The organism is Streptomyces sp. NPDC001750, assembly GCF_042892615.1.
Taxonomy (GTDB): Bacteria; Actinomycetota; Actinomycetes; order Streptomycetales; family Streptomycetaceae; genus Streptomyces.
Map to the genome: position 1 here is coordinate 1 of NZ_JBIAUE010000064.1, position 13544 is coordinate 13544.

The window sequence follows — 13544 nt, forward strand, 5'->3', positions numbered from 1 at the left end:
ACCTCATACGTCGCCGCGTCGAACGAATGCGGCGAATGGAACAACACCGCCCCATGCCCACCCGAACCCCAACGACCGTCCGCCGCCAACGCAACAATGTCCCCATGCGTGACCGCCACACCCTTCGGCACACCCGTCGACCCCGACGTGAACATCACATACGCCAAAGATGCAGCCCCCGTCGACACCGGCAGGGCCATTTTCCCGTCGCGCGGCGCCTCGTCCACCCGCACCACGGGCACGGCCGCCGCGGCGGCGCGTGACGCCATCGCCGTATCGGTCACGACGACCCGGGCGCCGCACTGCCCCAGCACGCGGCGCAGTCGCTCCTCCGGATACGAGGCGTGCAACGGCACGTACACGCCGCCGGACTTGAGCACGGCCAGCATCGCAACGACCACGTCCACCGATCGTTCCAGCAGCAGGCCGACCCTGGTCTCGGCCTTCACCCCCCGCTCGACCAGCACCCGCGCCAGCCGGTCCGAGGACGCGTCCAACTCCGCGTAGGTGAGGGCGATGTCACCGCATCGCACCGCCACCGCACCCGGGCCGGACGCGACCCGTTCCGCGAAGGCGGCGACGACCGAACGGCCATGGGAGGCGCTGCCCCCGCCGTCGCTCCACTCGTCGAGGACCCGCCGCAGCTCGTCGTCGGAGTGGACCGACAGGTCTCCGAGCAGGGTGTCGGGGTGCGAGCCGGTGAGGGCGTCGAGGAGGTGTTCCAGATGGGCGGCGAGACGCTCCGCGGTGCTCGCGTCGAAGCGGCCGGGGTCGTATCCGAGGTCGAAGCTGAGGTCTCCGGCGGCGTAGGCGGTCAGGACGAGCGGGTAGTTGGTGGTCTCGGTCACCTGGATGTCGCGCAGGGCCAGGCCGAACCGCTGCACACGGTCGGTGTCGATGGGGTAGTTCTCGAACACCAGAAGGCTCTCGAAGAGCGGGGCGCCCGGGGGCAGCTCGGTCGGGATGTCGCTGAGTGCGATGTCCTCGTGGCGGCGGGCCTCGGCGTGCGTGGCCTGGAGGGCGGTGAGCCACGCGGTGACCGACCGGCCGCGATCGATGCCGACGCGTACCGGCTGGGTGTTGATGAACAGGCCGAGGATCTCCTCCGCCCCGGGCAGGTCGGCGGGCCGGCCGGACACGGTCGTCCCGAAGACGACGTCACGGGTGCCCGCGTACTGGGAGAGCAGCAGGGCCCAGGCGCCCTGGACGACGGCGTTGACCGTCAGGTGGTGGCGCCGGGCGAACGCGGTGACCTGCGCGGAGAGCGCCTCGGACGCGGTGCGGGCGACATGGGCGGTGGAGCGGCCGTGACCGGCCGTGTCCTGCGGGGCGCGGTCGTGGGGCAGTGCGGTCGGCTCCGTGAAGCCGGAGAGCGCGGTACGCCAGTGGTCGAGGCCCGCCGCGCGCTGCCCGGCCCGCTCGTGGAGGTGGGCGAGGTGGCGGCGGAAGGGGGGCCTGGGGGCGGCGATGCCGGTCGCGTAGCGGCTGATGACGTCGTCGAGCAGTGCGGCGGTGCTCCAGCCGTCGAGGAGCAGGTGGTGGAAGGTCCACACGACCCGTGTCCGGTGGGGGGCGCAGCGGATGAGGACGAGCCGCATGAGCGGTGCCGTGGTGAGGTCGATGCCCTGCGCGCGGTCTGCGGCGAGCAGGTCGCGCAGCGCGGCCTCGCGGCGCCGCTCGGCCTCGGCCGGTTCCTCGCCGGGTGTGTCGGTCCAGTCGAGGACGGTGACCGGCAGGGTGACGTGGTCGTGCACGACCTGGACGGGGTGGCGCAGTCCGTCCCAGACGGGGACGGCGCGCAGGGCGTCGGACCGGTCGACGGTGTGCTGCCAGGCGTCGGCGAGGGCGGCAGTGTCGATGGTCCGGCCCTCGGTGTCCTCCAGGAGGAAGCAGAACTGTTCGAGGTAGGTCGGTGAGCCGGGTTCGGCGAGGGCGTGGAAGACCATGCCCGCCTGGAGGGGGGTGAGGGGAAGGATGTCGGCGACGCCGGTGCGGCCGTTGCCGGCGATGCGGTCCGTCTCGGTCTGGTCGAGACCGGCGAGGGGGTGGTCGGACGGGGTGCGTCCGCCGTTCGCCGGGTCGGCGCAGTGGCTCAGGTAGCGGCGCAGGTCGTCGGCCAGTGCGTGGGCGAGGCGTTCGATGGTGGTGCGGTGGTGGCGGGCGTCGGAGTACGTCCAGGTGAGGGTGAGGCGGCCGTCGCGGATTTCGCCGATGACGTCGAGTTCATGGGGCCGGGCCTCGTCGGGGGCGAATTCGCCGCCAGGATTCAGGGTGGTCGACCGGATCCAGTCGTGGTCGGCGGTGGCGGCGTCCATGCGGCCGAGGTAGTTGAAGCTGATGCGGGGTGCGGGGTGGTCGGTGAAGGGGGTGTCGGGGGCGAGGTGGCGCAGCGCGCCGTAGCCGATGCCCCGGTCGGGGACGGCCCGCAGTTGTTCCTTGACGGCCTTGACCGCGGCCCCGAAGCCGTCGCCGTCCCCCGCATCGGGCAAGGAGGGCGCGAAGGGATGGATGGTCGTGAACCAGCCGACCGTACGGGTCAGATCGATGTCGTCGAACAGATCCTCCCGCCCGTGACCCTCGTAGTCCACCGCCGTCCGCTCCCGCCCCGTCCACGTACGCAGCACCCGCGCCAGACAGGTCAGCAGGACATCGTCGATCCTGGTCCGGTAGACGGGCGGGACGGTGTGCAGCAGGGCCTCGGTCTCGTCGGTGTCGAGCGCGACGGTCACGGTCCGCTGGTGGGCGACGGTGTCGGCGCCGTCGGGCAGGTCCGCGGGCAGCGGGCCGGTGTGGGCGCCGTCGAGGACGCTCTCCCAGTAGGAACGCTGGTCGTCGAAGCCGCCGTCGCGGGTGTGTGCGGCGAGGCGGTCGGCCCATTGGCGTACGGAGGTGGTCTTGGGGCCGAGGCCGGCGGGGTGTCCGTCGCTGATCCGGGTGTGCGCGGTGGCGAGGTCGTCGAGGAGGATGCGCCAGGAGACACCGTCCATGACGAGGTGGTGGACGACGACGAGGATCCGGGTGACCTCGCGGTCGGATCCTTCGCCTTGTACGGCGGCGAGGATCCGTACCAGTGGCCCGTGGTCGAGGTCGAGTTCGCGCTGGGCGCGGTGGGTGAGGTCGGCCCATGCGGTGTCGCCGGCCGGCCCCTCGGGGAGCGGGTGGACGGTGTGGACGGCGTCGATGTCGACGGTCGGCTCGATGTGGCCGTGGCGGACGCCGTCCGTGCCGAGGGGGAAGACGGACCGCAGGGCGTCGTGCTGATCGAGGAGCGCGGCGACGGCGGCGCGCAGGGTGTCCGGGCGGGTGCCGGGCGCGGGGGTCAGCTCCATCGCCATGTTGAAGTGGTGCGGGGCCACGGGATGCGTGGTGAAGAACCACTCGCGGATGGGAGTGGTGGGGAACTCGCCCCGCAGCGTGCCCTGTTCGGCCCGCACGGTCGGCGTGCTCCGGCTGTCCGCGGCGTCGGCGTGTGCGGCGAGGGCGGCGACGGTCTGGTGGGCGAAGATGTCGCGCGAGGTCAGGTCGAGTCCGGCCTGGCGGGCGCGGGTGACGACCTGGATGCTGAGGATGGAGTCACCGCCGAGGGCGAAGAAGTTGTCCTCCACGCCGATGTCCGCCAGGTCGAGGACGTCGGTCCAGATCTCGCAGAGCGTCCGTTCGGTTTCCGTGCGCGGGGCGACGTGCCCGGCCGCGCCGTCGGTGTCCGGTGCGGGCAGGGCCTTGCGGTCGGTCTTGCCGCTGGAGTTGAGCGGCATCCGGTCGAGCGCGACGAAGGCCGACGGCACCATGTACGCGGGGAGTTCGGCCGCGGCGTGCCCGCGCAGGGCGTCGGCGTCCGGACGGGCGCCGGGGCGGGCCGGGGTCACGTACGCGACGATCCGCGGGTGGCCGGGGCGGTCCTCGCGTACCACGGCGGCGGTCTGCGCGACGGACGGGTGGCGGGCGAGGACGGCCTCGATCTCGCCGAGTTCGATGCGCAGACCGCGGATCTTGACCTGGTCGTCGGCCCGTCCCTGGTACGCGAGTTGGCCGTCGGTGTGCCAGCTGGCGAGGTCGCCGGTGCGGTAGAGCCGGCCGCCCGTTCCCGCCGGGTCGGCGACGAAGCGCTCCGCGGTGAGACCGGCCCGGTCGTGGTAGCCGCGGGCGAGACCCGGGCCGGACACGTACAGCTCTCCCACGACCCCGACGGGTACGGGGCGGAGCCAGGGATCGAGGACGGCGACGTGCGCGTCTGCGACGGGCTCGCCGATCGGCGGCGCGCCCGCGCCGGGGTTCAGTTCGCGGCTCATCGAGGCGGCGATGGTCACCTCGGTCGGGCCGTACGCGTTCACCATGGTCCGGCCGGGGGCCCAGCGGGCCACGAGGTCCGGGCCGCAGGCCTCGCCGCCGGTGGAGACGACCCTCAGGTCCGGGAGGTCGCCGGGCGGCATGGTGCCGAGCACGGTCGGCGGGATCAGGGTGTGGCTGATGCGGCGCTCGGCGAAGAAGCGGTGGAGCGCCTCGCCGACGAGGGGGCCGTTGCCGTCGGGGACGACCAGGGTGCCGCCGCCTCCGAAGGCCATGAGGAGTTCCATGACGGAGGCGTCGAACCCGGCCGAGGCGAGCTGGACGACGCGGGCGGTCGGGTCGGTGCGCAGGCGTGCGGAGGCCGCGGCGGCGAAACCGGCGATGCCGCGGTGGGTGACGACGACGCCCTTGGGGCGGCCGGTGGAGCCCGAGGTGTAGATCATGTACGCGGCGGCGTCCAGGGGGATGCTCACGTCGGGCGCGGTGGCCGACCGGGCGGCGGTCTCACGCCGGACCCTGGGGTCGTCCAGGTCGAGGACGGGCAGGCCGAGGACGGCCGGGGTCGGTGGCTGCGCGCCGGCCGGGTCGCCGGCGCGGATCACGAGCCGGGCGCCGCAGTCCCGCAGGACGTGGTCGAGGCGTTGTGCGGGCCACTCGGGGTCGACGGGTACGTAGACGCCGCCCGCCCTGACGACGGCGAGGAGGCTGACCAGCCAGTCGGCCGAGCGGGGCTGGAGGACGGCGACGCGGGTCTCGCGGCCCACGCCCCGGGTGCGCAGCAGGTGGGCGAGCCGGGCGGAGGCGGCGTCCAGCTCGGCGTAGGTGAGGGTGGTGTCGCCGTGCTCGACGGCGGGCGCGTCGGGGGCCGCGGCGGTACGGGCGGCGAACAGGGCGGGCAGGGTCAGCGACGGGGCTCCGGCGCCGACGGCGGAGCGTCCCCACTCCTCGACGATGCGGTTGCGTTCGTCGTGCGTGAGGTGGCCGATGGCGGCGGTGGGGCGCTCGGGGCAGGCGGTGAGCTCCTGGGCGAGATCCACCCATTGACGGCCCAGACGCCGCATCGTGACGGCGTCGAACAGGTCGGTGCTGTACTCGAGTTCGACGTCGAGTCCGCCGTCGTGCGCCGAGAATTCGAGGGTGAGGTCGAACCGGGCGGAGGCGCGCGGAACGGGGACGCGTGCGGCGGGCAGTCCGGCGAAGTCGTCGAGGCCGTCGGCGTCGCCGAAGGCGTTCTGCAGGACGAGCGCGGCCTGCACGAGCGGGGTGCGGCTGGGGTCCCGCTCGGGCGCGAGCGCCTCGACGAGCCGGTCGAACGGCACGTCCTGGTGGGCGAAGGCGTCCAGGACCATGCCGCGGGTGCGGTCGAGCAGGTGGCGGAAGGAGCCGGTCTCGTCGATGTCGGAGCGCAGCACGAGGGTGTTGACGAAGAACCCCACGAGGTTCGCGGTGTCCTGGTGGTCGCGGCCGGAGGTGACGGTGCCGAGGGCGATGTCGCGGCGTCCGCTGTGGCGGGCGAACAGCAGCTGGGTCACGGCGGTCAGCGCCATGAAGAGGCTGGCCCGCTGCTGCCGGGCGAGGGCGGTCAGGCGCTCGGTGAGGGCGGCGGGCACGTGGAAGGTGTGCAGCGCTCCGGCCGCGGTACGCACGGCGGGGCGCGGCCGGTCGGTGGGGAGGTCGAGCACGGGCAGGTCGGCGAGGCGGGTGCGCCAGTGGCCGAGCTGGGCGTCCAGGGCGTCGCCCTCGGTCCGGGCGCGCTGCCAGGCGGCGTAGTCGGCGTACTGGACGGGGAGTTCGGGCAGGCCGGTGGGGGCCGTGCCGTCGCGGCGGGACGCGTACAGGGCGCCCAGGTCGCGCACGAGGACGCCGATGGACCAGCCGTCGGTGACGATGTGGTGCTGGGTGAGCAGGACGACGTGCTCGCCGGGCCGGAGCGCGACGGCGAGCACGCGCAGCAGCGGGCCGGTGCGCAGGTCGAACGGGACGGACTGCTCGGCGAGGAGGACCCGGTCGAGAGCCGCGTCGGCGTCGGTTTCCGTGGCGAGGTCCACGGTCCTTACGGGGACGTCGAGTTCGGGCCGCACGACCTGGACTGGCCGTCCGTCGTGGTTCTCGAAGACGGTGCGCAGGGTCTCATGCCGTGCGACGAGGTCGCCGACGGCGGCGCGCAGCGCGTCGAGATCCAGTGCCCCGGTGATCCGCAGGGCGGCGGCGGTGTTGTATTCGACGCTGTCGGGGGCGAACTCGTGCAGGAACCAAAGGCGTTGCTGGGCGGGTGCGAGCGGCAGCGGCCCGGTCCGGTCGGTCCGCGCGGGGATACGGTCCGGTTCGCCGCGTGCCCCGTCCGGGTCGCTCTCCACGAGCGCGGCGAGCGCGGCCGGTGTCGGATGGTCGAAGAGCGCGCGCCAGGTGAGCGCCGCGCCCAGCTCGGCGCGGATGCGGGTGACGACCTGGAGGGCGAGCACGGAGTCGCCGCCGAGGTCGAGGAATTCGTCGTCGGCCCCGACCCGCGTCACGCCGAGGACGTCGGCCCAGATCGCGCACACGGCGGTCTCGGCAGGTGTCCGGGGGGCGGTGTAGGGGCGGTCGGAGTCCTCCTCGGGGGCGGGCAGGGCGCGCCGGTCGAGCTTGCCGTTGGCGGTGAGCGGCAGCGCGTCCAGGACGACGTACGCCGACGGGGTCATCGCCTCGGGCAGTTCGGCGGCGGCGTGCGCGCGGACGTCCGCCGGCGACGGGCGGTCGCCGTCGTGGCCGACGAGGTAGGCGACGAGGCGCTTGAGGCCCGGCCGGTCCTCGCGAGCGACGACGACGGCGCTGCGCACGGCCGGGTGGCCGACGAGGACGGCCTCGATCTCGCCGGGCTCGATGCGCAGGCCGCGGATCTTCACCTGGTCGTCGGCGCGTCCGCCGTACTCCAGGTCGCCGTCGGGCCGTCGGCGCACGATGTCACCAGTGCGGTAGAGCCGGTCGCCGGGCCGCTCGGCGTACGGGTCGGCGACGAACCGCCCGGCGGTGAGGCCGGTGCGCCGGTGGTAGCCGCGGGCGAGCGGGCCGCCGAGATACAGCTCGCCCCACTCGCCGTCGGCGACGGGGCGCAGCCGGGCGTCGAGGACGTGGGCGCGGGCGCCGTCGATGGGCAGGCCGATGGGGTGCGGGCCGGTGCGGTCGGCGGGCAGCGGGGCGGAGAGCGTGGTGCAGACGGTGGCCTCGGTGGGGCCGTAGGCGTTGATGACGCGGCGTCCGCCGGTGGCCCAGCGGGCGACGGTGTCGTCGGGGCAGGCCTCGCCGCCGACGACGACCGTGCGCAGCGCGGGCAGGTCGGCGGCGGGCAGGGTGCCCAGGACGACGGGCGGCAGCATGACGTGGGTGACGCGGCGGTCGGCGAGGAGCCTCAGCAGTTCGTCACCGAGCGGCTGGCCGGGGGCGAGGACGAGGGTGGCCCCGGCGGTGAGGGTCATCACCATGTCGGCCATGGCCACGTCGAAGCTGGGCGAGACGAACTGGAGGACCTTGTCGCCGGACCGCAGGTCGAGCGCGGTGGTGTGCGCGGCGGCGAGGCCGGGGAGTCCGGCGTGCGGGACGACGACGCCCTTGGGGCGGCCGGTGGAACCAGAGGTGTAGATCATGTACGCGGCGCCGGAGGCGGCGCCGGGACCGGCCGCGGGGGCGGCGGCCGGACCGGTGCGCAGCTCGGCCCCGACGTGGTCGAGGTCGATCACGCGGGAACCGGCCTCGGTCCCCGCGACGGCGGCCCCAACCCCGAGACCGCCGCGGGTGACGAGGAGCCTCGGGGCGGCGTCCTCGATCATGTATGCGATGCGGTCGGCGGGGTAGCCGGGGTCGACCGGCACGTACACGCCGCCGGCCCGCAGCACGGCGAGCAGCGAGACGACCAGTTCCGGGGAGCGGTCCAGGCAGACGGCGATCCGGTCCTCGGCCCGCGCCCCGGACCGGCGGAGCAGGTGCGCCAGCCGGCCCGCCCGCTCGTTCAGCTCCCGGTAGCTCAGGGCGGTGTCGCCGTGCTCGACCGCGATGCCGTCCGGGGTGCGGGCCGCCCAGTGGGCGACCGCCTCCAGGACGGTGGCGCCCGCCGCCGGTACCGTTTCGGACTTCCAGTTCGGCGTGGACGCCGTGTTCATGAAACCCCCTCGGGTCGTGCTGGTGAATGCGCGTGCGTGCGGGTCGGTGGCGGGCGCGGCTCAGCCCCGCATCGACTCTTCGAGCTCCTGGAGGATGCGTTCCTCCACCGCGTCCGCGAGTGCGGCCACGGTCGGGGCGTCGTGGACGGCCCGGACGGTGAGGGACACACCGAACCGGGTCCGGATCCGGGCGGTGACCTGGAGGGTGAGGATCGAGTTTCCGCCCAGGGCGAAGAAGTCGTCCTCGGCACCGACCCGTTCGAGGCCCAGCACCTCCTGCCAGATGGCGGCGACGGTCTCCTCGCCGGGGGTGCGGGGGGCGACGTACTCGGTCCCGGTCTGTACCGCGTCCGGGTCGGGTGCCGGCAGGGCGCGACGGTCGACCTTGCCGTTGGCGTTGAGCGGCAGCGCGTCGAGGGCGACGAACGCGGCCGGGACCATGTACGCCGGCACCAGGGCCTTGAGGTGGGCGCGCAGTTCGGCCGGGACGAAGGCGTGGCCGTCGTGGAGGACCGTGTACGCGACGAGCTGGGGCGCGGCACCGTGGTCCTGGCGTGCCATGACGACGGCGTGGGAGACGGCCGGGTGCTTGCGCAGGGCCGCCTCGATCTCGCCGGGTTCGATGCGGAAGCCGCGGATCTTCGTCTGTTCGTCGGCGCGCCCGGCGAACTCGATGTCGCCGCCGGGCAGATGCCGGGCCCGGTCACCGGTGCGGTAGAGCCGGTCGCCCGGCCGGTCCCCGTACGGGTCGGCGACGAACCGCTCGGCGGTCAGCGTGGGGCGGCCCAGGTAGCCGCGACCGACGCTCGGCCCGCCGAGGTACAGCTCGCCGGTGACGCCGACGGGCGCGGGCCGCAGTGTCTCGTCGAGGACGTACATGCGGATGCCCGGGTTGGGGCGGCCGATGGGGACGCTCGGGGTGTCGGGCAGGGTGTCGGCGTGCACCGGGTACAGACACGACTCGACGGTCGCCTCGGTCACCCCGTACGTGTTGAGGATGGTCGTCTTCGCCGTGTCGGCACGGTCCAGGAGGCGGCGGCAGTCGTCGGTGCGCCACAGGTCCGCGCCGACCGCGAGGACTCTCAGCGGCGGCAGTTCCTCGCCGCGCCGGGCGGCCTCGTCGGCGAGCGCGGTGGCGAGGGCCGGCACCGTGTCGAGGTGGGTGACGCCCGCGGAGCGCACGAGGTCGAGCAGGCGGCCCGGGTCGGTGACGGTGTCGGCGGGGGCGAGGACGAGCGCGCCGCCGTGGCACAGTGCGTGCACGAGGTCGGAGACGAACACGTCGAACGACATGCTGGCGACGTTGAGCTGACGCACCGGCCGCCCGTCGGTGAACCCGTAGGCGGCGTCCCACGACGCGGCCCCGTGGCTGACGCTGCGGTGCTCGATCTGGACACCCTTGGGCCGCCCGGTGGAACCGGACGTGTAGATGACGTACGCCAGGTCCCGGGGCCGCACCCGTGTGAGAGGAGCGGTGTCGGGGTGATGGGCCACGGCGCGGCTCAGCGGTTCGGCGTCCAGCGCCAGGACGGGCGCGTCGACCGTCGACAGCGCCGGGGCGAGCGAGGCCAGGGTGAGGACCATCCGGGCGTCGCTGTCGTCCAGCACGTACGCGAGCCGTTCGGCGGGGTGGGCCGGGTCGAGTGGCACGTATGCGCCGCCGGACTTCAGGACGGCGAGGAGGGCGACGACCATCTCGGTGCCGCGCTCCAGGCAGATCGCGACGACGGCCCCCGGCCCGGCGCCGCGGGCGACGAGTTCGTGCGCGAGCCGGTTGGCGCGGGCGTCGAGCTCGGCGTACGACAGGACGTCGTCGCCGCACACCACGGCGTCGGCGTCCGGGGTTCGGCGGGCCTGCGCGCCGATCAGTTCGTGCAGGCAGGTCCCGTCCTCGTACGGAATGGTCCCGCCGCTCCAGCCGCCGGGCTCGACGAGCCGGGCGCGCTCCTCCTCGGGCAGCATGGACAGTTCGGCCGGGCGTACGGTCGGGTCCTCGGCCATGGCCCGCAGCAGCGCGCGGAGTTGGGCGGACAGGCGGGTGACCCGGTCACGGCCGAACAGGGCGGGGTCAAAGGAGAGGTGCAGGGCGAGCCGGTCCGCGTCGGCGTACGCGGTCAGGTCCAGCGGATAGCTGGTGGTGTCGACGGCGGTGACGTCGGTGACGCGCAGCCCGTGCGCGGCGGCGGCCTCCTCGTTGCCCGGGTAGTTCTCGAAGACGACGATGCTCTCGAACAGCTCGTTTCCTTGCGGAAGTTCGGTCGCGCATTCGCGGATTCCGCGCAGTGAGAGGTGCTCGAAGCGGTGGGCCTCCACCTGCTCGGCCTGGAGTCCGCGCAGCCAGTCGACGACGCTGCCGGACCCACCGGTATCGGTGCGCACCGGAAGGGTGTTGAGGAAGTTGCCGACGGTCGATTCGATGCCCGGCAGGTCGGCGTGGCGTCCGGAGACGGTCGCGCCGAAGCACACGTCGGTCTCTCCCGCGTAGCGGGCGAGCAGCAGCGCCCAGGCGCCCTGGACGACCGTGTTGAGGGTGAGTCCGTGCTCCCGCGCCATCCGCGACACGGCGGCCGCGTCGGCGGGGGCGAGTTCGGCCCGCACCCGCTCGGCGGCGTGCGCGCGGTGTCCGGGGGCCGGGGTCCGGTCGACCGGCAGTGGGGTCGGCGCGCGGAAACCGTCGAGGACCCGCCGCCAGTGCTCCTCGGCGGCCCGCGGGTCCTGGCGCTCCAGCCAGGCGACGTAGTCGGCGAACGGCGGCCCGGCCGCGACCGGGGCGCGTTCGCCGCACGTCAGCGCCGTGTAGTGAGCGAAGACGTCCGCGAATATCCGGGAGGTGCTCCATCCGTCGAGGACGACGTGGTGGAACGTCCACACGACACGGACGGCGCCGGGCCGTTCCGGCACGAGCGCGATCCGCATCAGCGGCCCGCCGGCGAGGTCGATGCCGGCGGCCAGTTCGGCCGCCGCGACGGCGACGGGGTCCGCACCGGCCGGCTCGTGGCGAACGGTGAGCGCGGCCCGTCGGCGCACGACCTGGAGCGGCCGCGGCACGTCCTCCCACACGAGGTGGGTGCGCAGCGCCGGAGTGGCGTCCACGACCCGCTGCCACGCCTCGGCCAGGACCTGCGGGTCTCCGGCGCCCTCCAGCACGAACGACACCTGGTCAAGGTAGACGGCCGGGTCGGCGAGCGTGTGGAACAGCATGCCGCTCTGCAACGGGGTGAGGGGATAGACGTCCTCCACGTCCTGCGCCTGCCGCCCGGCCCCGACGACCGCGTCCACGGCTGCCTGGTCCAGCCGGGCGAGCGGGAAGTCGGAGGGCGAACGCCCGCCCGCCTCGGGCCGGGCGCAGTGCCGCACGAAGCCGCTGATCTGCGCGGCGAGGTCGTGTGCCAGGCGTTCGACGGTGGCCGCGCGGTGCCGCTCGGTCGAGTACGTCCAGGTGAACGTCAGCCGTTCGTCCATGACGACACCGATCACGTCCAGTTCGTGGGCGCGCCGCTCGTCGGGGTGGTGGTCCCCTCCGACGGGAGGGAGCATCCGCCCGAGGAGACCGTCGGCGGACGGGGCTCCGCCGGGCCCGGCCGTGGCGTCGAACCGGCCGTGGAAGTTGAAGCTGATGCGGGGTGCGGGGTGGTCGGTGAAGGGGGTGTCGGGGGCGAGGTGGCGCAGCGCGCCGTAGCCGATGCCCCGGTCGGGGACGGCCCGCAGTTGTTCCTTGACGGCCTTGACCGCGGCCCCGAAGCCGTCGCCGTCCCCCGCCTCGGGCAGGCAGGGCGCGAAGGGATGGATGGTCGTGAACCAGCCGACCGTACGGGTCAGATCGATGTCGTCGAACAGATCCTCCCGCCCGTGACCCTCGTAGTCCACCGCCGTCCGCTCCCGCCCCGTCCACGTACGCAGCACCCGCGCCAGACAGGTCAGCAGGACATCGTCGACCCTGGTCCGGTAGACGGGCGGCACCTGGTGGAGCAGCGCCGCCGTCGTCTCCGGGTCGAGGGTCACCTCCACGGTGGACTGGACGGCCATCGTGTTTCGTCCGTCGGGGAAGTCGACGGGAAGAGCGACGGCATCCGGGGCGGCGGCCTCGTGCCAGTAGGCGACCTGGTCGTCGAACCCGCCGTCCGCGGTGTGCCGGGCGAGCCGGTCGGCCCACTCCCGCACGGACGAGGTCCGTGCGTCGAGGCGCACCGAGTCCCCGGCGCGGGCCTGGGCGTACGCCGCCTCCAGGTCCTCCAGGAGGATGCGCCAGGAGACGCCGTCGACGAGGAGGTGGTGGGCCACGATCCCGAGGAGCGCGGGGCGGTCCGGGCCGCGGTCGCCCACGACGACGCGGAACAGCGGCCCCGAGGAGAGGTCCATTCCCGCCTGCGCGGCGGCGACCTGGGCACGCCAGGTATCGGTGTCGCCGGTGTGGACGGTGAGGACGGAGTCCACGACGACATCGGCGACGGGAGCGATGACCGCGGTCCACGCGTCGGCGCCGGGGGCACGGTGGAACGTGGAACGCAGTCCGTCGTGCTGCGCGACGAGCGCCGCCACGGCGGTCCGCAGCGCGGGCACGTCGACCTCGCCAGCCGACTCGAACGCCATCGACATGGCGAAGTGGTGCGGGGCCGACGGGTGGTGTGCGAAGAACCACTCACGGATCGGGGTCGCCCCGACCGGCCCGGAGACGGCCGGCCGACCCGTGTCGGCCGCCGCGTCGGACGGGTCGACGGCGGAGGACGTGGAACAGACCGCGGCGAGGTCGGCGACGTTCTGCCGCTGGAAGACGTCCCGCGAGGTCAGGGTGATTCCGGCTCGACGGGCGCGGGAGACGACTTGGAGGCTGGCGATGGAGTCGCCACCGCGGCTGAAGAAGTTGTCGTGGACGCCGACCCGTTCGACACCGAGCACATCCGCCCACACGCCCGCGAGGATCTTCTCCGCATCGGTGCGCGGAGCGACATACTCCTCCCCCGTCTCTGCCTCCGGAGCGGGAAGCGCCCTGCGGTCCACCTTGCCGTTCACGTTCAACGGCAGCGCATCCAGAACGACGAACGCCGACGGCACCATGTACTCCGGCAACGCACCCCCCGCATACTCACGCAGCACAGCAGCGTCGACGCCGCACCCGACGGC

General features: G+C 73.9%; 2 protein-coding genes. Both read right to left on the minus strand.

Annotation, left to right across the window (positions count from 1 at the left end):
* On the minus strand, positions 1-8423 hold an 8423-nt coding region (locus ACFYY6_RS37690), incomplete at its 3' end, for an amino acid adenylation domain-containing protein (RefSeq protein ID WP_389197687.1).
* A 60-nt stretch (positions 8424-8483) separates the two neighbouring features.
* Positions 8484-13490 (minus strand): amino acid adenylation domain-containing protein, encoded by a 5007-nt coding sequence (locus ACFYY6_RS37695; protein ID WP_389197689.1) that lies wholly within the window; start codon positions 13488-13490, stop codon positions 8484-8486.
* Positions 13491-13544: the final 54 nt, after the last annotated feature.